Below are 24,313 nucleotides of genomic sequence, written 5' to 3'. Positions count from 1 at the left end.
TCGCGCGGACCGGCCGCTCACTTCGCCGACGCCTTGGCGCCACCGCCGCGGCCGGCCCTCTTCGACGCGCCGTCCAGGTCCACCGGCAGCTGGTCGGCCTGCGAGTACGCCACGGCGGCGCCGACGAACGCGGCGAACAGCGGGTGCGGCCGGGTGGGGCGGCTCTTGAGCTCCGGGTGCGCCTGGGTGGCCACGAAGAAGGGGTGCAGGTTGCGGTCCAGCTCGACGAACTCGACCAGCCGCCCGTCCGGCGAGGTGCCGGAGATGGTCAGGCCGGCCTTGGTGAGCTGGTCGCGGTAGGCGTTGTTCACCTCGTACCGGTGCCGGTGCCGCTCGCTGACCTCGGTGCTGCCGTACGCCTCGGCGACGATCGAGCCCTCGGCCAGCTTCGCCGGGTACGCCCCGAGCCGCATGGTGCCGCCCAGGTCGCCGCGCCCGGCGACGATGTCCTCCTGGTCGGCCATGGTGGCGATGACCGGGTGCACGGCCTCCTCGTCGAACTCCAGCGAGTTCGCCCCGTCGAGGTTGGCCAGGTGGCGGGCCACCTCGATGGTCATGCACTGGAGGCCGAGGCAGAGGCCCAGCAGCGGGATGCCGTTCTCCCGCGCGTACCGGGCGGTGCCGACCTTGCCCTCGATGCCGCGGACGCCGAAGCCGCCGGGGATCACGATGCCGTCGACGCCGGACAGCGCGGCGGCGGCGCCGGCCGCTGTGACGCAGTCGTCGCTGGGCACCCACTTGAGCTGCACCCGGGCGCGGTGGCCGAACCCGGCGGCCCGGATCGCCTCGCTGACCGACAGGTACGCGTCGGGCAGGTCGACGTACTTGCCGACGAGCGCGACGGTGATCGTGTGCCGGGGCTGGTGCACCCGCTCCAGCAGGTCGTCCCAGCGGGTCCAGTCCACGTCGCGGAACGACAGGCCGAGCCGGCGCACCACGTACGCGTCGAGGCCCTCGCGGTGCAGCACCTTCGGGATGTCGTAGATGCTCGGCGCGTCCGGCGCGGCGGTGACCGCCTCCCGGTCGACGTCGCAGTACAGCGACAGCTTCTCCTTGACCTTCTCCGGGATCTCCCGGTCGCAGCGCAGCACCAGCGCGTCGGGCTGGATGCCGATGCTGCGCAGCTGCGCCACCGAGTGCTGGGTCGGCTTGGTCTTCAGCTCGCCGGACGGCGCCAGGTACGGCACCAGCGACACGTGCAGGTAGAAGCAGTTGTCCCGGCCCAGGTCGTGGCGGATCTGCCGGATCGACTCCAGGAACGGCAGCGACTCGATGTCGCCGACGGTGCCGCCGACCTCGGTGATCACCACATCGGGCACCTGGCCGTCGGCGTCCGGGTCGGCCATGCCGCGGATCCGGGCCTTGATCTCGTTGGTGATGTGCGGGATGACCTGCACCGTGTCGCCGAGGTACTCCCCGCGCCGCTCCTTGGCGATCACCGCCGAGTAGATCTGGCCGGTGGTGACGTTCGCCTTGCCGGAGAGATCCCGGTCGAGGAACCGCTCGTAGTGCCCGACGTCGAGGTCGGTCTCGGCGCCGTCCTCGGTGACGAAGACCTCGCCGTGCTGGAACGGGTTCATCGTCCCGGGGTCGACGTTCAGGTACGGGTCGAGCTTCTGCATCACCACGCGCAGTCCGCGCGCGGTCAGCAGACTGCCGAGGCTGGAGGCGGTGAGGCCCTTACCCAGCGAGGAGGCGACGCCCCCGGTGACGAAAATGTGCCTGGTCGTCCGTGCTGTAGGGGCCAAGGCCTGCTCCCGTGTCGTCCGTAGCGGTCGTGCGAACCGCCGTGCCGATCAGCAGAGTGATCACGCGATCCACGGGATTCCACGGTAACACCATCCGGACCGTGAGCCGGCGTCGCACCCGCTGTCGGCGCACGTGAGGCCGGTGCCGGCCCTCCCCCGCCGCTCCGCCGGGCCGGGTCCGGGCCCTTGATCGACACCAGCTCGCCGAAGTGGCGCCCTCCGCCGGGCCTCGACCCCGCCACCTCCCCGGCCCGGCGGGGCCGGGGACGGACCTACCGGGCCGCCCGGTGGGACCGCGCCCGTCTCGCCGCCGCCACGCCCGCTGTCGGGCACCGTACGGTCGGTGGAGTGGTCCAGCACCCGCAGCGCCGCGAGGGCCGCCATCGGCACCACGAGGGCCGCCGCCGCGCCGGCCACGTCCAGCGCCGCCCCACCGAGGAGGCCGCCCAGCCCGACGGCCACGCCGGTGCCGGCCATCGCCGCCCGGATCGCCGGGTAGATGCCGAACAGCCGCATCAGCCCGCCCCAGGGCTGGAGCAACGCGAGCCAGACCAGCGCCGCCCCGGCCAGGGCCAGCACTGTGAGCGGGCTGTTCACCAGTGTCTGGATGTTGGAGCTGCTGGACCGGTGCACGGTCAGCCCGCCGGTGCCGTCGCCCACAGCGGCCAGGAACCGGCCCAGGCTGCCCCGCTCGTCCGCCGGACGGCCGAGGTCGACCAGGGCGAAGCCGACGGTGACCGCCAGCGCGGCCATGGTCGCCCAGGCCAGCCGGCTCACCGTCAGCCAGCCGCCGCTGCAGATCGCGGCCGCGACGCTGACCCCGGCGGTGAGCGCGATCGCGCCGATCGAGTCGGCCCCCAGGTACGGGCTGCCCACGATCACCACTGCGAGCCCGCCGACAGTCACCATCACGATCGGCCGCCAGCCCTTGCGGAACCGCTGGGCGAGCCAGCCGCCGGACAGCAGCGCCCCGGCGATGAACACGCCCAGCCCGACGGTGCCGAGCCCGGCGTACCGGCCGCCCTCCAGCGCCGAGTAGCCGACCACGCCGTTGAGCTGCAACCGGGAGCCGGTGAGCACGTCCACGCCGACGACGAGCGTGGCCAGCCCGGCGACCGCCCCGAGCGGGCCGAGCGTGCGCTCGTGCCCGGGACTGAACCGGACCGCGGCGGTGCCGCCGACGATGAGCAGCGCGGTCACCGAGGCGTACCAGAGGCCCGCGTGGTCGCCGCGCCACCAGGGCACGGCGTCGGCGAGCAGCGCCGCCGGCACTGCCAGCGCGGCGGCGATCAGCAGCAGCTCCACCACAGCGACGATCCGCCGGGACACCGGTTCCGGCCCGTGCGGTCCGGCGAGCCGGCGGGCGCGGCGCAGCAGCGGCAGCACCGCCACCGCCAGGGCGAGCTGGGCAGCGGCGAGCAGCGTGAAGAACCAGCCAGCGACGCGGCGCTGGGCGGCCGCCTCCCGGTCCGCGTCGGCCGGCGCCTCGATCGCGGCCCGCAGGTCGTCCGGCCGGTCCTCGGCAGTCACCGCGGGCCGGCCGAGGAACGCCCGTTCCGGCATCGGCTTGTCGAGCACGGCGAGCACTGTCGGGGCCAGGTCGATCAGTTGCAGGTAGCCGGACCGGGCGGTGCTGGGCGAGGTCAGCCAGCCGCCCTCCCAGCCGGGTCCGTCGGCGATCGCGACGTGCAGCCGCGCCGGGGAGTCGGTGTCGGACACGCCCGCGACGAGCACCAGCGAGCGCGGCGGCCGGGCGGCGAGCACCCGGGCCAGCCGGGCGTCGGCCTGCCGAGCCTGGGCGGCCCGTACGGCCGGGTCGTCGTCGTCGACGGTGCCGACGTCGACGATGCTCAGCACGCAGGAGCCGAGCAGTTCCGCCGGATTCTCGGGGAGCGTGGGCGCGTACCTGTCGACCCGGCCGAACGGGCGGGCGGCGGCCACGGCGGCGCCCGGGCCGACCGCCACCGAGCAGCGCACCGACTCGGCCAGCGCGCCGGGTGTGGCGCCCCAGGAGAGCTGCTCCTGGTTGTGCGCCACCGCGCTGGGCTGGTCGGGCAGGTTCGCGCCGATGCCGTCGGGCCGCTCCACTGTCACACCGGCGGCCGGGCAGCCACCGCCCGGACGGGCGCCGGGCCAGGCGGCGAAGTTCCCCGCGCCGAGCGTGAGCCAGCCGTCGACCGGGCAGGTGGGGCGGTGCGCGGAGCGTACCGAGAGCGATCCGATCGCGCCCTGCTCGGACATCCGCCACAGCGTCGGCGTGTTCTCCGGGTCGACGTCGTCCCACCGCAGGCCCGCCGCGCCGACGAGCACCACGAAGTCGGCCCCGGGCCGGGTCGCACCCTCGTCCGGGCGGGCGGAGAGCGCGGTGATGCCCAGCGCCACCACGACCAGCGTCAGCAGCACCGGGGTCAGTCTGCGCAGCATCAGCGGTTCCCGGTGGAGAGCTGGGGTGTCAGCTCGGCGTAGAGGCCGGCGAGCGCGGCCACGGTGTCCGCCTCGGTGGGCCAGGTCGCGGCCCGGGCCAGGCCGCGACGGCCCAGATCGGCCCGGCGTACGGGGTCGTCGAGCAGGTCGCGCACGGCCGCGTTGACGGCGTCCACGTCGCCGGGCGGCACCAGCACCGCCGCGTCGCCGACCAGGTCCGGCAGCCCGCCGACGGCGGTCGCGACGAGCGGTACGCCCGCCCGCAGCACCTCCTGCGCGAACAGCTGGCGGGCCTCCCAGTCGCTCGTCACCACCGCCAGGTCGGCTGCGCCCAGCAGGTCCGCCACGTCGGTACGGTGCCCGAGCAGCGTCACCGGCGCACGGGCGGCCGAGATCCGGGCGGCCAGCGGCAGGTACGCCGGACCACTGCCGGCGATCACCACGAGCGGGGCGGGAGTACGGGTCCGCCAGCGGGCGGCGGCGTCGATCAGCACGTCGTACCGCTTCTGCGGGTGCAGCCGGCCCACCGACAGGATCAGCGGGCGGGCGGCGGCGACGGCGAACTCGGCGCGTACCGCCGTGCGGCGGCGCCGCGGCGCGGGCAGCGCCGGCGCGGCGACCGGGGCCAGGCGGGCGTCGGCGGCGCCGAGCGCGGCGGCGCGGTCGACCAGGTCGGCGGAGGCGCCCAGGGCGACCCGCACGGACCGGGCGACGACCCGCTCGACCAGCCGGGACACCGCGCCGCGCAGGCCACCGGCGAGGACCGCGTTGTGCCAGGTGACGACCAGCGGCGCGGCGGGGCGGGCGAGCGCGGCGACCAGGCCGGCGCGCAGCCCGTGCGCGTGCACCACGTCGACGGGTGCGTCAGCGAGCGCCCGGCGCAGCGCGGTGACCGCGCGCGCGTCGCCCGGCGTGGGGCTGGCCGGGATCTCCACCGGCGTGAACCGGGCCCCGGCGCCGGTGAAGCCGAACTGTTCCTCGGTGGCGGCCGGGCCGCAGACCAGCACGGACGCGCCGGCCTCGGTCAGCCCTCGGGTGATCGAGCGCACGTGCTGCCCGACCCCGCCGGTGCTGGAGGCGAGCACCAGGGCCACCGACCCGGGCCAGCGCGGTGCCGGCGAGGCGTCCGTCATGAGGAAACGGTCTCCCTTCCGTCACCCCGCTCGCCGGGGTGCTGCTTCGCCGGCGGGCCGTCGTCCCCGCCGGCCGGGCGTCGCCGGCGCAGCCGGCGGGTCACGGTCGCGAGCAGCGGCCGCAGGTCGCGGGCGTCGGTCAGCCAGGCGACGGCGAGGAACAGGACACCGACCACGACCCCGGACAGCATGCCCTGCGCGAGGGCCCACGGTGTCGTCGGGGTGCCGTCACCGAGCCCGGCGAGTCCCGCCGCGACGGCCGCCCCGCCGGCTCCGGCGACGACTGCGGCGAGCAGCCCGGCGGCACCGGCCCGGCCGATCCCGGCGAGCGCCTCGGCACCGGCGGCCCGCCGGACCGCGGCGATCAGCAGCACGCCGAGCAGCAGCATGCCGGCCGACGTCGCCAGCGTGACCGCGAGCACCCGGTCGGCCAGCGGCGCCACCTGGGCGGAGACCACGGCGAGCGCGGGCACGCTGAGCCAGCCGAGTGCGGTGGCGACGGTGGCCGCGCGGGTCTCGCCGCGGGCGTACAGCGCGCGGGTGAGGACCGCGAACAGGCCGTAGCCGACCAGGCCGGGCGCGAACCCGGCGATCCCGGCCGCCGCGGTACGCGCATCGAGCGGGTCGGCGAAGAAGAAGTGGCCGACCGGGATCGCGGTGCCGACGAGCGCGGCGGCGCCGAGCAGGCTGAGCAGCACGACGCCGCGTACCGCCGGGGCCAGCGTCGCCCGGTAGGCGCGCTCGTCGCCGGTGGCCCGGGCCGCGACGAGCGTCGGGTACGCGGCCACCGCGAGCGGCACCGCCAGCACCGCCCAGGGCAGGAAGTAGACGGTCTGGGCGAGGTTGTAGACGCCGACGTCGGCGGTCCGGCCGTAGGTGACCTGGTTGAGCGCGACCACCAGGGCGATCTGCTGCGCGGTCACGGTGACCACCCCGGCGACCACCAGGCCGCCGACCCGGGCCCGGGCGTCGGCCGGGAACCGGTAGCCCGGCCGGATCCGCAGCCGCAGCCGGCGCAGCGGGATCAGCAGCGACAGCGAGAGCACCACCACGCCGAGCGTGGTGCCGGCGGACAGCAGCAGCTCGCCGCCGCGTCCGGTCTCCCCGATCGTGGCCAGCCGCCCCTCGGCGGCGGTGAACCCGAGGTAGACGGCGATGACCGTGACGCTGGACAGCAGCGGTGCGATCACCGGCCAGGCGAAGCGGCGGTGCGCCTGGAGCACGCCGGTCAGCACGATGCCCACGCCGTACAGCGGCAGCTGCGGCGCGAAGACCCGCAGCATCCGCGCCCCTGATGCCTGCTGGGCCTCGCTGAGACCGTTCCCGATCAGGCCCGGCAACGGGTCGGCGAAGACCGCCAGCAGCACCGCCAGCGGGACCAGCAGGCTCAGCGTCCAGGTCAGCAGCGCGCCGGTGGTGGCGGCCACCGCGCGCCGGTCACCGGCCTCGACGGCGCCGGCCAGCAACGGTACGACGAGACTGGCGAGCGCCCCACCGGCGACGATCTCGAAGATGAAGTTCGGGACGTAGTTCGCCACCAGGTAGGCGCCGCCGAGATCGGTGGGGCCCAGCATCCAGGTGAACACGGCGGTGCGGCCGAAGCCGGCGAGCCGGCTGAGGACGGTGAGGACGGCGATGAGGGCGGCCGCCCCGGCGACCCGGCCGGCGGCGGCGAGAGGAGCCGGTTTCGTCACGTCAGTCCGGGAGCCGGCCCAGCTCGTCGAGGTGCCGCAGTCCCGGGGTCCGCGCGATGACCTGGGTGAAGCTGACCTTCTCGCTGGCCGCGGTGAGCGCGGCGAGCACGGCCAGCACGCCGGCCCGGCCCAGCGGCCCGGTACGCGCGGCGAGGCTCACCCCGAGCAGCGCGCCGAGCGCGTTGGCGCCGCTGTCGCCCACCATGACGCGCTCGCCGAGGTCGTCGCCGACCAGGGCGGCCGACGCGCCCACAGCGCCCGCCGCGAGGCCGCCGTACGGGCCGGTGGTCAGCGGCGCGCCGAGCAGCATGCCGGACTTCAGCGCCCGGCCGGGCCGCAGGTCGAGCAGGTTGACCAGGTTGGCGGTGCCGGCCACCACGCCGGCGCCGAGCAGCACGTCGAGCCCGCGGCCGAACGCTCCGGCCCGCCGGCGGCGCGGGTGCGCGGCGACCCGCCGGTCGGCGGCGAGCAGCGCGGCGGCGCCCAGCCCGGCCACGCCCACCCCGGCGACCTTGACCATCCCGGCGGTGACCTGACCCTCGCGCAGCGCGGCGAGATGCCCGGCGAACCCCTTCGCGGCCTTCTGTTCGGGGCGGGCGCCGACCACGTCGTCGTAGAGGCCGACAGCGCCCGCGCCGAGCCCGGCGACGAGCGCGGCGGCGCCGGCCGGGGCGCTACCGGCGCCCAGCGCGGCTCCGGTGGCCGCGCCGACGGCCAGGGCCGGACCGGCGGCCAGGGTCACCGTGCGGCCCCGGTAGTTGGTGCGCTCCAGCGCCGGGCCGCCGGGCGACGTGTGCGTCTGACGCAGCACGTAGCGGGCGGCCAGCGCTCCCGCGCCCACTGCGAGCAGCCGACCCAGTCTCACGGGACCTCCTCGATCCGGACTTCGAACGCGACGCGGGCACGGACCGGGCGGCCCGGAGCGGTCACCGGGGCAGTGTAGGCACCCGGGCGGCGGCGTTGTCGCCCACGCCGTACTGGCCGGTCTTCTTCTCGGTGAGCTGCTGCGCCAGGGCGAGGCTGCTGACCAGCTGGCCCTGCACGGTGTTGGCGTTGTCGACGGTGGAGATGGTCTGCGACAGCACCGGGTCGCCGCGGACCACGGAGACCAGGTTGCCGCCGGTCGAGCCCATGCCGGCGACCACCAGCGCGCCGGCCCTGTCGAACTGCTCGGCGATCTTCACCACCGACTCGTCCTTCTTCGCCGAGTCCTTGTCGACGTACGGCTGGCCGGTGACCATCACCACCGCCTCGGCGGCGGTGGAGATCCGGTCCGCCGGGGTGAGGTATCCGGCGGTGGCGTACTGCTCCAGCACGGCACGCCGGTCGGCGTCGCTGACCGGCGGGCTCCCGGCCGGGTGGTCCACCAGCACGTTGGCCAGCAGCGCGCTGGAGGTCTCCACGCCGTGCCCGTTGCCGGGCAGGTTACCGGTGGGGGCGCTGTTCGGCCGGGCCGCGGTGACAGCCAGTTCCAGCAGGTTGTTGTTGCTGTCCGGGTTGACGAACTTGTCCTGCACGTCGATCCGGCCGGCGACGTCGGCGCCGGCGGTCTGGAGCATCTTCGTCACCCCCTCGGCCTGGTCGCGGCCGCTGGGCAGGGTGAGCACCAGCACCCGGCGGCCGGTCAGCTTGCCGGGCAGCACGAGCTGGGCCATCTCGGCGGCGAAGTCCTCCTCGGTCTCCAGCTGCTTCTGCATGCTGTTGACCGACTGGCGCATCAGCGAGTTGTCCTTGCGCAGGCCGTTGACGTTCTCCCGGAGCGAGTCGGCGACCGGGCCGTTGAGGGCGGCCGTGCCGACCACCAGGCCGATCGCCAGCGCCAGGAACACCGCGGTCAGGGACACCACGTGGTAGCGAAAGTTGATCACGCTTGCAGCCTCTTGATCGTCGGGGAGCTAGAAGAGCTGGCCGAGCTGGAACACGAAATTGTCCCACCATTCGGAGACCACGCCCAGATACGCCTTCCCGACGGTGGAGACCGCCACCGCGGAGGCCATCGCGGCCACCGCCGCCAGGACCAGCAGCAGCAGCGACGACCCGGAGATGCTCTGCCGGTAGAGCCGGCTGACGCCCTTGGCGTCGACCAGCTTGCCACCCACCTTCAGCCGGGTCAGGAACGTCGACGCCATGCCGCCGCGCCCCTTGTCGAGGAACTCCACCAGGGTGGCGTGCGTGCCGACCGCCACCAGCAGCGAGGCGCCCTTCTCGTCGGCCAGCAGCATGGCCAGGTCCTCGCTGGTGGCCGCCGCCGGAAAGGTGATCGCCGGTACGCCGAGCCCGTTGACCCGGGCCAGGCCCGGCGCCCGCCCGTCCGGGTAGGCGTGCACGATCACCTCGGCGCCGCAGCGCAGCACGTCGTCGGTGACCGAGTCCATGTCCCCGATGATCATGTCCGGCGTGTAGCCCGCCTCGACCAGCGCGTCGGCGCCACCGTCCACGCCGATCAGCACCGGCTTGAACTCCCGGATGTACGGGCGCAGCACGTCCAGGTCGGCCTTGTAGTCGTAGCCACGGACCACGATCAGGCAGTGCCGGCCCCGGATCTGGGTCTGGATCTCCGGCACGCCGACGCCGTCGAGCAGCAGGTCGCGTTCCTGGCGCAGGTAGTCCATCGTGTTGGCGGCGAACGCCTCCAACTGCACCGACAGGCCCTCCCGGGCGTCGGCCATCGACTTGGCCACTGTCTCGGCGTCCTGCAGCGAACCGTGCGCGACCGGCTCGTCGCCGACGAAGACGGTGTTGCCCTCGATGCGGACCCGGTCGCCCTCGCGGACCTGCTCGAAGACGCTCTCGCCGAGGTCGTCCAGCAGCGGGATACCGGCCGAGACCAGCACCTCCGGGCCGAGGTTGGGATAGCGGCCGGAGACCGACGGCTTGGCGTTGAGGACCGCCGCCACACCCACCGCGACGAGCGAGTCGGCCGCCACCCGGTCCAGGTCGACGTGGTCGATGACCGCGATGTCGCCGGGTCGCAGCCGCCCGACCAGCCGTTTCGTCCGCCGGTCGAGGCGCGCGGTGCCGACGATGGAGCCCGGCTCCGGGTTCCGGCTCCGGCGCAGTGTGGGTAGACGCATCGTGACCATCCTGGCATGTGAGGCAGGTTTTGCTGTCGCGACATGCCTGAGCAGGGCCGCCTACCCAGGGAAGCACACCGGAACCCGCGCCGGTGTGCTTGCGCTCACAATCGGGGTATCACGGACGCCTTTCCTTGGCCGCCACGGCCAGGAGCTCCTCGGCATGGGCGATACCCAGATCCGAGTCCGGCAAACCGGCGAGCATCCGGGCCAGTTCCCGGGCGCGCTCGGTGTCCTCCACCACGCGTACCCCGCTCGTGGTGACCGCTCCCCCGGTGTCCTTGGCCACCACCAGGTGCCGGTCGGCGAACGCCGCGACCTGCGGCAGGTGCGTGACCACGAGCACCTGGTGGCTGCGGGCCAGCCGGGCCAGCCGGCGGCCGATCTCCACCGCCGCCTGACCGCCGACACCGGCGTCGACCTCGTCGAACACCAGCGTGGGCGGGCCGCCGGAACCGGCGAAGACCACCTCGATGGCGAGCATCACCCGGGACAGCTCACCGCCGGAGGCGCCCTTCTGCAACGGCAGCGCCGGCGCGCCCGGATGCGCCAGCAGCCGCAGCTCCACCTCGTCCGCGCCGTCAGCGCCGACGCCGGTCTCGACGCCGTTGACGGGCAGGCTCGGCTCGGACCGGCCCGCCGGACGCGGCAGCACCGCCACCTCGATCCGGGCGTGCGGCATGGCCAGCCCGGCCAGCTCGACTGTCACCTCGTCGGCGAAGCGGACCGCCGCCTCCCGCCGGGACGCCGAGACCCGCCCGGCGAGGTCGGCCACCTCACCGGCGAGCCGGGTCGCCTCGCGGTCCAGCTCGTCCAGCAGCTCGTCGGAGGTGTCCAGATCGGACAGCCGGGTCCGGGCCCGCTCGGCCCACGCCACCACGCCGTCGACGTCGTCGGCGTACTTGCGGGTGAGCGCGCGCAGCGCGGCCCGCCGCTCGTAGACGGTCTGCAGGCGGGCCGGATCGGCGTCCAGCGCGGCCAGGTAGGCCGACAGCTCCGCGGCCACGTCGGTGACGAGCGTCGCCGCCTCCTCCAGCCGGGCCGCCAGCTCACCCAGCGCCGGGTCGGTGCCGGTCTGCACCTCCAGCGTGCGCCGCGCGGTGCCGAGCAGCGCCGTCGCGTCCGGCGTCTCGTCGGTCGCCTCGACGCCGCCGGCCACGCACTGCTGCGCCACCCGCGCGGCGGTACGCAGCCCCTCGGCGTGCTCCAGCCGCTGCGCCTCGGCCTTCAGCTCGTCGTCCTCCCCCGGCTGCGGGTCGACCCGGGTGATCTCGTCCAGGCCCAGGCGCAGCAGGTCGGCCTCCTGGTTGCGCTCGCGGGCGTTGCGCCGCCGGTCGGCCAGGTCGTCGACGACCGTGCGCCACCGGGCGTACGTCTCGCGCAGCGCGTCGAGCAGCTTCTCGTGCTCCGGCCCGGCGAACCGGTCGAGCGAGGCGCGCTGCTCGGCCGGGCGCAGCAGCCGCAGCTGGTCGGACTGACCGTGCACTGCGAGCACCTGCTCGCCGACCTCGCCGAGCGTGGACACCGGCATGGCGCGCCCGCCCAGGTGCGCCCGGGAGCGGCCCTCGATGGTCACGGTGCGGCTGAGCAGCAGCGAGCCGTCCTCGTCGGGCTCGCCACCGGCGTCGAGGATGCGGGCGTGCACCGCCTCGGCCACCCGTCCGCTCAGGCGAAGCCGGCCCTCCACCGCGGCGCGGCCCGGCTGGGCGCGCACCCGGCCGGCGTCGGCACGGCCGCCGAAGAGCAGGCCGAGGCCGGTCACCACCATGGTCTTGCCGGCGCCGGTCTCGCCGGTGATGACGTTCATCCCCGCGGCCAGCGGCAGCGTCGTGTCCTCGATGACGCCCAGTCCGGTGATGCGCAGCTCTTCCAGCACAGCACCCGACAGTAGCCCCGCCGTGTGACAGTTGACCAGCCGGCAGGGCGAGCCGCTGGCACCCGTACAGTTCAGCCCCGTGCTGGAGGAGATCGGCCTGACCCCGGACGAGGAGGTGCTCTGGTTCTGCCGGGCGAACCCGCTGGCGATGCCCGGACCGGAGAACGTCGAGGAGTTCGACGCGCTCGCCCGCGGGGTGCGGTACCGGGCCATCTACGAACGGGCGATGCTGCTGGAGCCGGGCGCGCTCGCGGACGTGGAGCGGGGGGTACGCGCCGGGGAGCAGGCCCGGGTGCTGGACCGGCTGCCGGTGCGACTGGCCGTGGTGGACGGTCGTACCGCGGTGTGCCCGCTGGTGCCCGACCGCGACGGCGGGGAGCCGACAGCCGCGGTGATCGGCCGCAGCCAACTGCTGGACGCGTTGCTGGCGCTGTTCGAGAGCCACTGGCTGATGGCCACGCCGCTCGGCGCGACTGCCGACCGGACGGCCACCGGCTACCAGCCCGACGGCGACGAGGCGCGGCTGCTGTCGCTGTTCGTCGCCGGGGTGCCGGACAAGTCGATCGCGTCACAGCTCGGGGTGAGCCGGCGTACCGTGCAGCAGCGGCCGGCCGACCTGATGGCCGCCGCCGGTGTGGACACCCGGCCCGGACTGGCGTTCCAGGCCGCCCGGCGCGGCTGGATCTGACCGGGGCCGGGGCGGGACGGCCCCAGGACCGCCCCGCCCCGGCGTCTCACCGCAGCCCGTACGCGTCGATCACGGTCTGCGTCACGGTGCTGCCGGACCGGTCCCGCGCCGAGACGCGCAGCGACACCGTGCCGCGCCCGGCCGGCACCTCGGCGGTGAACCGGGTGCCGGAGCCGCGTACGGGCGCCGTGCGCCAGGTGCGTCCGCCGTCGAGACACCTCGGCGCGTACCGTCGTGCCGGCCGGCGCGGGCAGCCCGGCCGGGTGGCGCAGCGTCAGCCCGACTGCGTGCTTCCGCCTGCCGGGCACCTCGCCGCGCAGGTCGGCCGGCACCCGGTAGTCGACCTGGAGCAGCGGCAGCGGCCGGGCCGCGTCACCGGACGGGCGGGCCGAGGTGAACTCCGACGCCGTCTCGGTGCGGGTCGCCCACCGCCACTGGGCCGACGACCGCGCCGTCGTCACGTCGAGGCGGTAGCGGGCCGGACCGGCGGTGGTGGGCACCGGCGCCCAGCCGGCGGACAGGTCGGCGATCGGCTGCCCGTCGCGGCTGACCCGGCGGGTCACCGTGTCCTGCTCCTCGGACCGGTTGTCCACGCCGGCGTGACCGTCCGCGTCGACGAACTCGGCCACCCGCAGGTCGAGCGTGTCAGCGGTCCGGCTCGGCGCGGCCGCACCGGCCGCCACGGCGGGGCGTACCAGCGGCGTGTGCCACGACTCGGTGGTCCGGTCGGTGGCCGCGTAGCGCCGGGGCCGGTCGGACAGGCCGCCGGTCAGCGTCCCCATGCCGCCGCACCGGCGACATGTCGCCAGGTGGACACGAGCACGACGGAGTGGAGGCCGGGACGCCGGAGACCGTGTCGCCCAGCTCGCGTGCCGCCGCTTCCTCCGGCGGCGGCCCTGCGACCTGTCGGCCCGGCCGGGGTCGACACCCGACCGGACACGGCGTGCCGGTCCGCCCGCCGCGGCCGGCTACGACGCTCCGGCGTCCCGACCGTCGCGGCCCCGACCACCCCCTGGCCGAGCCCGCGACAGGTGGGCCGCATCCGGAAAGCGGCGGGCCTCACCGCCGCGCCCGGACTCACCTCTTCGCGGCCCGTACGCCCACCGTAACGCGCGCGAGGGCCGGGACCGGTGGGCCGAACGGAGAATTCCGCTGAGCCGCTGGTCAGCGACGGTTGCCCCGCCAGCCCTGGACGGGAAGGTCGAACTTGGCCACCAGCCGGTCGGTGAACGGGCGGGCCCGCAGCCGCACGATGCGCACCGGCAACGTGCCCCGGCGCACCGTCACCCGGGCGCCCGGCGGCAGGTCGTAGACGCGCCGCCCGTCGCAGCACAGCACGGCCAGTGTGGTGAACGGGTCGACGGTGATGACGAACGTCGACGTGGGCGCGGTCACCAGCGGGCGGCTGAACAACGCGTGCGCGCTGATCGGCACCAGCAGCAGCGCCTCCACCTCGGGCCAGACCACCGGCCCGCCGCCGGAGAACGCGTACGCCGTCGAGCCGGTCGGGGTCGCGCAGATCACCCCGTCGCAGCCGTACCGGGACAGCGGCCGGCCGTCCACGTCGACGAGCAGCTCCAGCATCTGGGCGCGTTCACCCTTCTCCACGCTGATCTCGTTGAGCGCCCACGACTCGATGGTCGGCCCGCCCTCGAACTCGGCGGTGACATCCAGGGTGAGCCGTTCGTCCACCGTGTAGTTGCGGTCGACCACGTCACGGACGGCGGTGTCCAGGTCGTCGATCTCCGCCTCGGCGAGGAAACCGACCTTGCCCAGGTTGATACCGAGCAGCGGCACCTTGCTCGGGCGGGCCAGCTCGGCGGCGCGCAGGAACGTGCCGTCCCCGCCGAGCGCGAACACGATCTCGGCGCCCTCGGCTGCCTCCGGGCCGGTCACCGGCACCACCCCCGGCAGGTCCAGGTCGTCGGCCTCCTCGGCCACCACCCGCACCTCGAAGCCGGCGGCGATCAGGTCGGCGGCCACCGCGCGGGCGTGCTCGGTGCTGCGTCGACGGCCGGTGTGCGTGACCAGCAGCGCGGTACGGCTCACCCGGACACCTCCTCGGTCGTGGCCCCCGTCGTGACGGCGCCCTGCGGACCGGCGGCCACCACCGCGCGGACCCGCTCCGGATCCGCGGCGGGCGCGTCCCCGCGCAACCATACGAAGAACTCGACGTTGCCGCTCGGCCCGGGCAGCGGGCTGGCCGCCACGCCGGCCAGGCCGAGGCCCAGCCCGGCAGCCGCAGCGGCCACGTCGAGCACCGCCTCGGCCCGCAGCGCCGGGTCGCGGACCACACCGCCGGCACCGACGCGCTCCTTGCCGACCTCGAACTGCGGCTTGACCATCAGCGCCAGGTCACCGCCGGGCCCGGTGCACGCGGCCAGCGCGGGCAGCACCAGCCGCAGCGAGATGAACGACAGGTCGGCCACCGTCAGGTCGACCGGGCCGCCGATCGCCTCCGGCGTGAGGGTACGCACGTTCGTGCGCTCGAACACCCGCACCCGCTCGTCGGTCCGCAGCGACCAGGCGAGCTGCCCGTAGCCGACGTCCACGGCGACCACCTCGGCGGCACCGCCGCGCAGCAGCACGTCGGTGAACCCACCTGTCGACGCGCCGGCGTCCAGGCAGCGACGGCCGGTGACGATCAGCCCGCCCGGGGCGAACGCGGCGAGCGCGCCCGCCAGCTTGTGGCCGCCCCGGGAGACGTACTCCTGCGCCGGGTCCTCGCCGGTGACCAGCAGCGGGTCGGCCGGGTCGACCATCGCCGCTGGCTTGCGCGCCCGCACTCCACGCAGCTGGACGCGACCGGCGTCCACCAGCGCGGCGGCCTGCTCCCGGGAGCGGGCCAGCCCGCGCCGGACCAGTTCGGCGTCCAGCCGGGTACGACGAGCCATCAGGTGTGTCTCCGCCTCTGCTCAGGCCTGGTCGATGGTGGCGAGGGTCTCGCGCAGCGTCTCGTACGCCGCCTCGTACTGGGCGATCTGGTCGGCCGGGGCGAGCGCCTCGGCGTTGGCCATGCCGAGTACGGCGGCGTCCACCGCCGGGTGCCGCGCCTCGCCGACCTCCTCGACCGGCGCGGGGCGTACCCCCGGGGGCGGCCCGGGCCGCGGACCCGGCGGCGGGCCGGGCCGGGGCGCGGTCACGAGCCGGCCGCCCGGCGCCCGGTGGCCTTCTTCGCCGGCCGCGCGGGCGCGGCGGGCGAGCCGTCGGCGGGGGTACGGGCCACGGTGGCCGACGGCTTCTTCGCGATCGCCTTCTTGGCCACCGTCTTCTTCGCCACCACCTTCGTCGGCGTCGTCGCGGGGGCCTTGGCCGGCGTCGTCGCGGGGGTCTCGGCGGCGGGCGCCGCGGTGTTCGGCTGCCCGGCCTCGGACGGCTCGGTCTTCGGTGCGGTCGCGCCTGAGGGCGCGGCGGCTGTCCCGCTCGGTGCTGCGGCGGCGGGCTCGGACGCGCCGGCGGACGGCGTGTCTCCCGGCCCGAGGTGGCCGCGCGCCTCGCGCAGCTGCCGCTCCAGGTCGTGCACCCGGCGGGTCAGCTCGGCGACCTCGTCGGCGGTGGCCAGCCCGACCGCGCCCAGCGCCCGGTCCACTTCGAAGCGGACCAGCTTGGTCAGCGACTCCCGGTTCGCCAGGCCGGTCGCGACCAGTTCCTCGGCGAGCGTCTGGAGCTGGGCGGCGGTCGCGCCGCCCTGGCCGACGACGCGCACGACCGCGTCCTGTGCCTTCTTCCGGGGCGCCTCCGTCAGGCCCATGGCCAGCTCGAGGTAGGCGCGCCACGCGTCCTGCATGCCTGAGTCCTTCCGCGGGGCGAGGTGTGCAGGTGCCACGCTACCGGGCACCCCGGACGTCCCATTGCGGTACGGTGCCGGGAAACGGCGTGGTTCGTGGTGAGGAGACGATGTGGCCAGCGTGGACGAGTGCCGGCAGGCGTTGCAGGACCTGGCCGTGCGGCTGGACCGGAACGCCGAGGCACAGGGACGCATCGACCTCGACCGCACCCTGGCCTGCCGGATCACCGACCTCGGCACCGCGTTCCACGGGCGGCTGGAGGGCGGCCGGCTGGTCGACCTGGCCGACGGCGACGACCCGAAGGCGAAGATCGCGCTGAGCACCGGCAGCGACGACCTGGTCGCGCTGGTGCACGGCCGGCTCGACGTCATGGCGGCGGTGGCCTCCCGGCGGGTCTCGATCAAGGCGAACCCGTTCGACCTGATGAAGCTCCGCAAGCTGCTCTGAGCGGCCCGGCGCCTCAGCCGTCGAGACCGAACGCGGCGAGCGCCTCCTCCGCCGCCGGGGACTGCGCTCGCACGCGCGGCCCGGCACCGGTCGACCAGGCCACCGCGCAGAGCGCCGCCAGCGCCTCCAGCGGCGGTCCCGCGCCGTCGAGCACGAGGTCCGCGCCGGCCTCCGTCACCGACCAGCCGCCGTCGGTCGCCCCGCCCGGCACCGCCACCACAGCGGCCGGGTCGAACAGGCCCGCCAGGTCGAACGAGACGTACGCGGGGCGGCGCTCCTCGGGTGCGGCCAGCAGCTCGGCGGCGTCGCTGACCCCGGTGAGCACCAGCAGGCTGTCCAGCCCGGCCCGGCGGGCGCCCTCGATGTCGGTGTCCAGCCGGTCGCCCACCACGAGCGTGCGCCCGGTCCCGGCCCGCCGCGCGGCGGTGGTGAACAGCGCCGGCTCCGGCTTGCCCACCACCACGTCCGGGTCGCGGCCGAGCGCGGTCCGCAGCACCGCGACGAGCGAGCCGTTACCCGGCAGCGGGCCGCGCGGGCTGGGCAGCGTGCGGTCGGTGTTGGTGGCGTACCAGGGGGCGCCCGCCCGTACCGCCAGGGACGCCTCGGCCAGGTCGGACCAGCCGACCTGCGGGCCGTAGCCCTGGGCCACCGCGGCGGGCTCCTCGTCAGCGGTTGACACCGGCCGCAGGCCCACCGCGCGCAGCTCGGCGCGCAGCGCCTCCGCGCCGACCACGAGCACGGGCGCGCCCTCGGGCAGCCGGTCGCGGAGCAGTTCGGCGGTGGCCGCCGCGGAGGTGAGCACCTCCGCCGGCCGGGCCGCGACGCCCATGCCGGTGAGCAGGTCGGCCACCTCGCTGGAGCGACGGGAGGCGTTGTTAGTCGCGTACGCGACAGCGCGCCCCTCGGCGTGCAGCCGGCCGACCGCCTCGACCGCGCCGGGAATGGGCTTGTCGATCAGGTAGATGACCCCGTCCAGGTCGAAGACGACGAGCGAGTACGCGTCGACCAGCCGACCGTCCGCCCCGGCGCGGTCGGGTTCGCCCCGATCCGCGCCGGAGGCGGTGTCACCGGTGTACCCGGTCATCGGCGGTCCGCCGCCTCGCCCTCGCCGTCCACGGCGTCACCCGGTGCCGGCCGGTCACCGTCGGCCTTGCCGTCCGGGGTGACGTCGGCGGCCGGCGCCTGGGCGTCCACGGCTGCGGTGGCCGGATCCTCGGGCGTGGTGGTGGTCGGGGTGTCGGCGGCGAGCGAGCCGGCCTCGGTGCCGGTCAGCTCGTCGTCGGTTAGGTCGCCGGCGTCCCGGTCCCGGTAACCGGCCCGAGCCGCGTCACCGCCGTCGCCGCTCAGCCGAGCCTCGTCATCCCGGTCGTCGTCGTCGTCGTCATCGTCGTCATCGTCGTCATCGTCGTCGCGGACGTCATCGGCCGACGCCTCGGACGCGTCGTCGTCCTCCGGCTCGTCGTCGCCCTCGATGACCACGCCGTCCAGCTCCAGCAGCCGCTCGGCGGAGTCCGTCTCCCCCTCGGAGTCGACGTCGGCGGCCCGGGAGAACCACTCCCGCGCCTCCTCGCGCCGGTCCACCGCCAGCAGGGCGTCCGCGTACGCGTAGCGCAGCCGCGCCGCCCACGGCTCGGCCGAGTCGCCGGTCAGCTCGCGGACCTGGAGCATCGCTACCGCGGCGTCCTTCTGGCCGAGGTCACCGCGCGCCCCGGCAGCCACGATCAGCAGCTCGATCGCCACAGCCTGGTCGAGCTTGTCCCGATCCGCGCCGCGGAACAGGTCGATGGCCCGCTCGGGCCGGCCCAGCGCCCGCTCACAGTCCGCCAGCACCGCCAGGTGGCTCTGCAGGCCGCTCATCCGGTGGTACGTCCGCAGCTCGGCGATGGCGCTCTGCCACTCACCCGCGTGGTACGCGGCCAGCCCGACGGCCTCCCGCACGGCGGCGATCCGCGACGCGAGCCTGCGGGCCGCCATGGCGTGCGCCAGCGCCAGCGCCGGGTCCTCGTCGATCAGCAGACCCGTGGCGACCAGGTGCCGGGCGACAGTCTCCGCGACCGGCTTGGCGAGGGAGAGAAGCTCCGCCCGGACGGCCGAGTCGAGGTCGCTCGCGACGACGTCGTCCGGCAGCTCCGGCGCGTCACCGGTACGCCCCTCACCACGCTCGTCCTGGCGCTCCCGCTGCGGGCCGTAGTTGCCGGTCCGGCGGTCCTCGCCGCCCGGCCGGTCGCCGTAGCCCCGGCGCTCACCGTCCCGCTCGCCCCGGTAGCCGCCCGGCCGCCGGTCATCGCGACGGTCGTCGCGCCGGACGCCACGGTCGCGGTCGGCGCCGCGGAAGCCGCCGTCGCGGCGCTCGCCGCCGGCGTAGCTCTCCCGGCGGTTGTCGCCGCCCTGGTAACCGCCTTCGCGGCGGTCACCGCCCCGGAAACCGCCGTCGCGGGCGCCGCCTTCACGACGATCCCCACCACGGAAGCCACCCTCGCGACGATCGCCACCGCGGAAACCGCCCTCACGACGGTCGCCGCCCCGGAAACCACCCTCGCGGGCGCCGCCCTCACGACGATCCCCACCACGGAAACCACCCTCGCGGGCGCCACCTTCACGACGGTCGCCGCCCCGGAAACCACCGTCGCGGTCACCACCCCGGAAACCACCCTCACGACGGTCACCGCCACGGAAACCACCCTCGCGGGCGCCACCTTCACGACGGTCGCCGCCCCGGAAACCACCGTCGCGGTCACCACCCCGGAAACCACCCTCACGACGGTCACCGCCACGGAAACCACCCTCGCGGGCGCCGCCTTCACGACGATCCCCACCACGGAAGCCGCCTTCACGACGGTCGCCGCCACGGAAACCACCGTCGCGGTCACCACCCCGGAAACCGCCCTCGCGACGGTCGCCGCCACGGAAACCACCGTCGCGGTCGCCACCACGGAAGCCGCCCTCACGACGATCCCCACCACGGAAACCGCCCTCACGACGGTCACCACCGCCGAAGCCGCCCTCGCGACGGTCACCACCCCGGAAGCCGCCGTCGCGGGTGCCGCCCTCGCGACGGTCCCCGCCACGGAAACCACCCTCGCGGGCGCCGCCCTCACGACGATCCCCACCACGGAAACCGCCCTCACGACGGTCACCACCGCCGAAGCCGCCCTCACGGCGGTCACCACTGCGGGAGCTGCCGTCGCGGGTGCCGGCTTCGCGGCGGTCGCCGCCACGGAAGCCACCCTCGCGACGCTCACCGCCACGGAAACCGCCGTCACGGTCGCCGCCCCGGAACCCGCCTTCGCGACGGTCGCCGCCCGGACGGCTTCCACTCCGGAAACCGCCCTCACGACGGTCACCACCGCCGAAACCGCCCTCACGACGGTCACCGCCACGGAAGCCACCCTCACGGCGCTCGCCACCACGGAAACCGCCCTCACGACGGTCGCCACCGCCGAAACCGCCCTCACGACGGTCACCGCCACGGAAGCCACCCTCGCGACGATCGCCACCGCGGAAACCGCCTTCACGACGGTCACCGCCACGGGCGCCACTGTCACGGTCGCCACCACGGAAGCCGCCCGAGCGGTCGTCGCGGCCGCCCCGGTACGAGGGACGGTCATCGCGACGGCCGTCACGGCCGGCGTCACCACGCCCCTGGCCGCGGTCGGCGCGATCCTCGTAACGACGGGGGCGGTCCCCGCCCTGGGGTCCTGAGCTCACAGGTACATCCTTCCTGATGGCGTTTCCGCCGAGAACGCTAACGCAGTCGAGGGCCGCCCCTGCTGGGGCGGCCCTCGACTGGAAGATTGTCCGGCGGTGTCCTACTCTCCCACACCCTCCCGAGTGCAGTACCATCGGCGCTGGAGGGCTTAGCTTCCGGGTTCGGAATGTGACCGGGCGTTTCCCCTCCGCCATGACCGCCGTAACTCTATGAACATGTCAACCAACCCAACAACATGGGTGGTGGTTTGTTCAGAGTTGCACAGTGGACGCGTAGCAGCTTGGTAGTCAAGTCCTCGGCCTATTAGTACCGGTCAACTGAACCCGTTACCGGGCTTACATTTCCGGCCTATCAACCCAGTCGTCTAGCTGGGGGCCTTACCCCACAAATGTGGGTGGGATACCTCATCTTGAAGCGAGCTTCCCGCTTAGATGCTTTCAGCGGTTATCCCTTCCGAACGTAGCTAACCAGCCGTGCCCCTGGCGGGACAACTGGCACACCAGAGGTTCGTCCGTCCCGGTCCTCTCGTACTAGGGACAGCCCTTCTCAAGTATCCTACGCGCACGGCGGATAGGGACCGAACTGTCTCACGACGTTCTAAACCCAGCTCGCGTACCGCTTTAATGGGCGAACAGCCCAACCCTTGGGACCTGCTACAGCCCCAGGATGCGACGAGCCGACATCGAGGTGCCAAACCATCCCGTCGATATGGACTCTTGGGGAAGATCAGCCTGTTATCCCCGGGGTACCTTTTATCCGTTGAGCGACACCGCTTCCACATGCCAGTGCCGGATCACTAGTCCCGACTTTCGTCCCTGCTCGACCTGTCAGTCTCACAGTCAAGCTCCCTTGTGCACTTGCACTCAACACCTGATTGCCAACCAGGCTGAGGGAACCTTTGGGCGCCTCCGTTACCCTTTAGGAGGCAACCGCCCCAGTTAAACTACCCACCAGACACTGTCCCTGAACCGGATAACGGTCCGAAGTTAGATACCCGAATCAACCAGAGTGGTATTTCAAGATTGCCTCCACCCATACTGGCGTATGGACTTCACCGGCTCCCACCTATCCTACACAAGCTAATTCAGATACCAATGTCAAGCTATAGTAAAGGTCCCGGGGTCTTTCCGTCCTGCCGCGCGTAACGAGCATCTTTACTCGTAATGCAATTTCGCCGGGCCTGTGGTTGAGACAGTGGGGAAGTCGTTACGCCATTCGTGCAGGTCGGAACTTACCCGACAAGGAATTTCGCTACCTTAGGATGGTTATAGTTACCACCGCCGTTTACTGGCGCTTAAGTTCTCCGCTTCGCCCCGAAGAGCTAACAGGTCCCCTTAACGTTCCAGCACCGGGCAGGCGTCAGTCCATATACATCGAATTACTTCTTCGCATGGACCTGTGTTTTTAGTAAACAGTCGCTTCCCCCTGCTCTCTGCGGCCATACAACGCTCCACCCGCGCGGGGCTTCACGTCTCCGGCCCCCCTTCTCCCTAAGTTACGGGGGCAATTTGCCGAGTTCCTTAACCACAGTTCGCCCGATCGCCTCGGTATTCTCTACCTGACCACCTGTGTCGGTTTGGGGTACGGGCCGCTAAGAACTCGCTAGAGGCTTTTCTCGGCAGCATAGGATCACTGACTTCACCTGAATCGGCTCGGCATCACGTCTCAGCCCCATGGCGTGCGGATTTGCCTACACACCGGCCTACACGCTTACCCCGGCACAACCACCGGCCGGGCTCAGCTACCTTCCTGCGTCACCCCATCGCTTGACTACTACCCGCCAGGTTCCCACGCTCCCCACCCTCAACCCGAAGGTCTTGGATGGATCGGATGGTTAGCACAACGAGGTTCGTCAGGGACGCTCTTTCGCGGGTACGGGAATATCAACCCGTTGTCCATCGACTACGCCTCTCGGCCTCGCCTTAGGTCCCGACTCACCCAGGGCGGATTAGCCTGGCCCTGGAACCCTTGGTCATCCGGCGGAAGGGTTTCTCACCCTTCTTTCGCTACTCATGCCTGCATTCTCACTCGTGCCGCGTCCACAACTGGGTCACCCCGCTGCTTCACCCCCGGCACGACGCTCCCCTACCCACCCACACACCTGCATACCCCATCAAGGAGGCACGAAGTTCATGTGTGAATGCCACAGCTTCGGCGGTGTGCTTGAGCCCCGCTACATTGTCGGCGCGGAACCACTTGACCAGTGAGCTATTACGCACTCTTTAAAGGGTGGCTGCTTCTAAGCCAACCTCCTGGTTGTCTATGCGACCCCACATCCTTTTCCACTTAGCACACGCTTAGGGGCCTTAGCTGGTGATCTGGGCTGTTTCCCTCTCGACTACGAAGCTTATCCCCCGCAGTCTCACTGCCGCGCTCTCACTTACCGGCATTCGGAGTTTGGCTGATTTCGGTAAGCTTGTGGGCCCCCTAGACCATCCAGTGCTCTACCTCCGGCAAGAAACACGCGACGCTGCACCTAAATGCATTTCGGGGAGAACCAGCTATCACGGAGTTTGATTGGCCTTTCACCCCTAACCACAGGTCATCCCCCAACTTTTCAACGTTGGTGGGTTCGGCCCTCCACGCGGTCTTACCCGCGCTTCAGCCTGCCCATGGCTAGATCACTCCGCTTCGGGTCTAGAGCATGCGACTCAAACGCCCTATTCAGACTCGCTTTCGCTACGGCTCCCCCACACGGGTTAACCTCGCCACATGCCACTAACTCGCAGGCTCATTCTTCAAAAGGCACGCCGTCACCCCGCAAGGCTCCGACGGATTGTAGGCGAACGGTTTCAGGTACTATTTCACTCCCCTCCCGGGGTACTTTTCACCATTCCCTCACGGTACTCGTCCGCTATCGGTCACCAGGAAGTATTTAGGCTTACCAGGTGGTCCTGGCAGATTCACGGCAGATTTCAGGAGTCCGCCGCTACTCGGGAACACCCACAGAAGACCAGCAGCTTTCACCTACCGGACTATCACCGTCTACGGTCAGCCATTCCAGACTGTTCGACTAACCACTGGCTTTGTAACTTCTCCAACAGATGTCAGTCTGTTGAGCAGGGTCCCACAACCCCGACCACGCAACCCCTGACAGGTATCACACGCCGCCGGTTTAGCCTCAATCCGCTTTCGCTCGCCACTACTCACGGAATCACTAAATTTGTTTTCTCTTCCTACGGGTACTGAGATGTTTCACTTCCCCGCGTTCCCCCCACACACCCTATGTGTTCAGGTGCGGGTGACATCACATGACTGATGCCGGGTTTCCCCATTCGGACACCCTGGGATCACAGCTTGGTTGACAGCTCCCCCAGGCCTATCGCGGCCTCCCACGTCCTTCATCGGCTCCTGGTGCCAAGGCATCCACCGTTCGCCCTTGACAACTTGACCACAAAGATGCTCGCGTCCACTGTGCAATTCTCAACAAACAACCAACCCACAACCCACAGCCCCACACCAAACCCGGCAACCGCCAGCGGTATGCGAGACCAGGCCGCGCCTGGCGCCTCCACCCCCCGGGAACACCATCCCCACAGGGCATCTCAAGGCACTGAAACAACAACCACACGGGTTGTTCCTTCAGGACCCAACAGGGTGCCTACATCCTTCACCAGCCGCACCAGATCCCCGTTCCCACCACCCACAGGTAGCTGTACCAGAGGAACCCGGCCGTTGCCGACGCCGAACTTGCCAGTGTCTCCGCCATCTGAGCACCCCACCACCACGTTC

Annotated in this window: 17 protein-coding genes and 2 rRNA genes; 2 read left to right on the top strand and 17 right to left on the bottom strand. The window is 72.7% G+C overall.

Annotated elements, in window-relative coordinates:
- Positions 1 to 17: 17 nt before the first annotated feature.
- From O7622_RS15320 to O7622_RS15260, 13 genes are all read right to left on the bottom strand, one after another.
- Complete coding sequence (locus O7622_RS15320; protein ID WP_282313965.1) at positions 18 to 1,748, bottom strand: CTP synthase; 1,731 nt, start codon at positions 1,746 to 1,748, stop codon at positions 18 to 20.
- 60 nt (positions 1,749 to 1,808) lie between these two features.
- Positions 1,809 to 4,172, bottom strand: a complete 2,364-nt coding sequence (locus tag O7622_RS15315) for a hypothetical protein (protein ID WP_282313964.1) — start codon at positions 4,170 to 4,172, stop codon at positions 1,809 to 1,811.
- Positions 4,172 to 5,305 carry a glycosyltransferase family 4 protein gene (locus O7622_RS15310; RefSeq protein ID WP_282313963.1) on the bottom strand — a complete coding sequence of 378 codons (1,134 nt, stop codon included), beginning with the start codon at positions 5,303 to 5,305 and terminating at the stop codon, positions 4,172 to 4,174. The genes O7622_RS15315 and O7622_RS15310 overlap by 1 nt, the downstream gene beginning before the upstream one ends.
- Positions 5,302 to 6,999 carry a lipid II flippase MurJ gene (locus O7622_RS15305; RefSeq protein WP_282313962.1) on the bottom strand — a complete coding sequence of 566 codons (1,698 nt, stop codon included), beginning with the start codon at positions 6,997 to 6,999 and terminating at the stop codon, positions 5,302 to 5,304. The genes O7622_RS15310 and O7622_RS15305 overlap by 4 nt, the downstream gene beginning before the upstream one ends.
- Before the next feature lies 1 nt (position 7,000).
- Complete coding sequence (locus tag O7622_RS15300) at positions 7,001 to 7,864, bottom strand: hypothetical protein (protein WP_282313961.1); 864 nt, start codon at positions 7,862 to 7,864, stop codon at positions 7,001 to 7,003.
- Positions 7,865 to 7,925: 61 nt separating this feature from the next.
- Positions 7,926 to 8,867: a copper transporter gene (locus tag O7622_RS15295; RefSeq protein WP_282313960.1), complete on the bottom strand. Its 942-nt coding sequence runs from the start codon at positions 8,865 to 8,867 to the stop codon at positions 7,926 to 7,928.
- Between the two features lie 27 nt (positions 8,868 to 8,894).
- Positions 8,895 to 10,073, bottom strand: a complete 1,179-nt coding sequence (steA, locus tag O7622_RS15290; RefSeq protein ID WP_282313959.1) for a putative cytokinetic ring protein SteA — start codon at positions 10,071 to 10,073, stop codon at positions 8,895 to 8,897.
- Positions 10,074 to 10,191: 118 nt separating this feature from the next.
- Positions 10,192 to 11,949 carry a DNA repair protein RecN gene (recN, locus tag O7622_RS15285; RefSeq protein WP_282313958.1) on the bottom strand — a complete coding sequence of 586 codons (1,758 nt, stop codon included), beginning with the start codon at positions 11,947 to 11,949 and terminating at the stop codon, positions 10,192 to 10,194.
- A 495-nt stretch (positions 11,950 to 12,444) separates the two neighbouring features.
- Positions 12,445 to 13,419, bottom strand: coding sequence for a hypothetical protein (locus tag O7622_RS15280; RefSeq protein ID WP_282313957.1), 975 nt, complete (start codon positions 13,417 to 13,419; stop codon positions 12,445 to 12,447).
- 382 nt (positions 13,420 to 13,801) lie between these two features.
- Positions 13,802 to 14,686, bottom strand: a complete 885-nt coding sequence (locus tag O7622_RS15275) for an NAD kinase (RefSeq protein ID WP_282313956.1) — start codon at positions 14,684 to 14,686, stop codon at positions 13,802 to 13,804.
- Positions 14,683 to 15,531: a TlyA family RNA methyltransferase gene (locus O7622_RS15270; RefSeq protein WP_282313955.1), complete on the bottom strand. Its 849-nt coding sequence runs from the start codon at positions 15,529 to 15,531 to the stop codon at positions 14,683 to 14,685. Before O7622_RS15270 ends, O7622_RS15275 begins: the two co-directional genes overlap by 4 nt.
- 21 nt (positions 15,532 to 15,552) lie before the next feature.
- Positions 15,553 to 15,780 (bottom strand): hypothetical protein, encoded by a 228-nt coding sequence (locus tag O7622_RS15265; protein ID WP_073831637.1) that lies wholly within the window; start codon positions 15,778 to 15,780, stop codon positions 15,553 to 15,555.
- Positions 15,777 to 16,424: a hypothetical protein gene (locus O7622_RS15260; RefSeq protein WP_282313954.1), complete on the bottom strand. Its 648-nt coding sequence runs from the start codon at positions 16,422 to 16,424 to the stop codon at positions 15,777 to 15,779. The genes O7622_RS15265 and O7622_RS15260 overlap by 4 nt, the downstream gene beginning before the upstream one ends.
- Positions 16,425 to 16,536: 112 nt before the next feature.
- Between O7622_RS15260 and O7622_RS15255 the strand changes: the two genes are divergently transcribed.
- The gene (locus tag O7622_RS15255) at positions 16,537 to 16,872 is read left to right on the top strand and encodes an SCP2 sterol-binding domain-containing protein (protein ID WP_282313953.1); all 336 of its coding nucleotides are present in this window, start codon (positions 16,537 to 16,539) and stop codon (positions 16,870 to 16,872) included.
- Positions 16,873 to 16,885: 13 nt separating this feature from the next.
- On the opposite strand, the gene O7622_RS15250 is transcribed toward O7622_RS15255, so the two are convergent.
- Together O7622_RS15250 and O7622_RS15245 are read right to left on the bottom strand one after the other, a co-directional pair.
- Positions 16,886 to 17,956 carry an HAD-IIA family hydrolase gene (locus O7622_RS15250; protein WP_282313952.1) on the bottom strand — a complete coding sequence of 357 codons (1,071 nt, stop codon included), beginning with the start codon at positions 17,954 to 17,956 and terminating at the stop codon, positions 16,886 to 16,888.
- The gene (locus O7622_RS15245; protein ID WP_282313951.1) at positions 17,953 to 18,846 is read right to left on the bottom strand and encodes a Replicase polyprotein 1ab; all 894 of its coding nucleotides are present in this window, start codon (positions 18,844 to 18,846) and stop codon (positions 17,953 to 17,955) included. The genes O7622_RS15250 and O7622_RS15245 overlap by 4 nt, the downstream gene beginning before the upstream one ends.
- Positions 18,847 to 18,849: 3 nt before the next feature.
- Between O7622_RS15245 and O7622_RS15240 the strand changes: the two genes are divergently transcribed.
- Entirely contained in the window at positions 18,850 to 20,574 is a 1,725-nt protein-coding gene (locus tag O7622_RS15240; protein WP_282313950.1) for a hypothetical protein, read from the top strand.
- A 94-nt stretch (positions 20,575 to 20,668) separates the two neighbouring features.
- On the opposite strand, the gene rrf is transcribed toward O7622_RS15240, so the two are convergent.
- Both rrf and O7622_RS15230 read right to left on the bottom strand, forming a co-directional pair.
- Positions 20,669 to 20,785: ribosomal RNA gene (gene rrf / locus O7622_RS15235) — 5S ribosomal RNA — on the bottom strand.
- A gap of 79 nt (positions 20,786 to 20,864) precedes the next feature.
- Positions 20,865 to 23,974 (bottom strand): 23S ribosomal RNA (locus O7622_RS15230).
- Positions 23,975 to 24,313: the final 339 nt, after the last annotated feature.

It is taken from the genome of Micromonospora sp. WMMD1076 (assembly GCF_029581475.1).
GTDB lineage: Bacteria > Actinomycetota > Actinomycetes > Mycobacteriales > Micromonosporaceae > Micromonospora > Micromonospora aurantiaca.
This window is presented reverse-complemented; position numbering and strand designations above follow the sequence as displayed.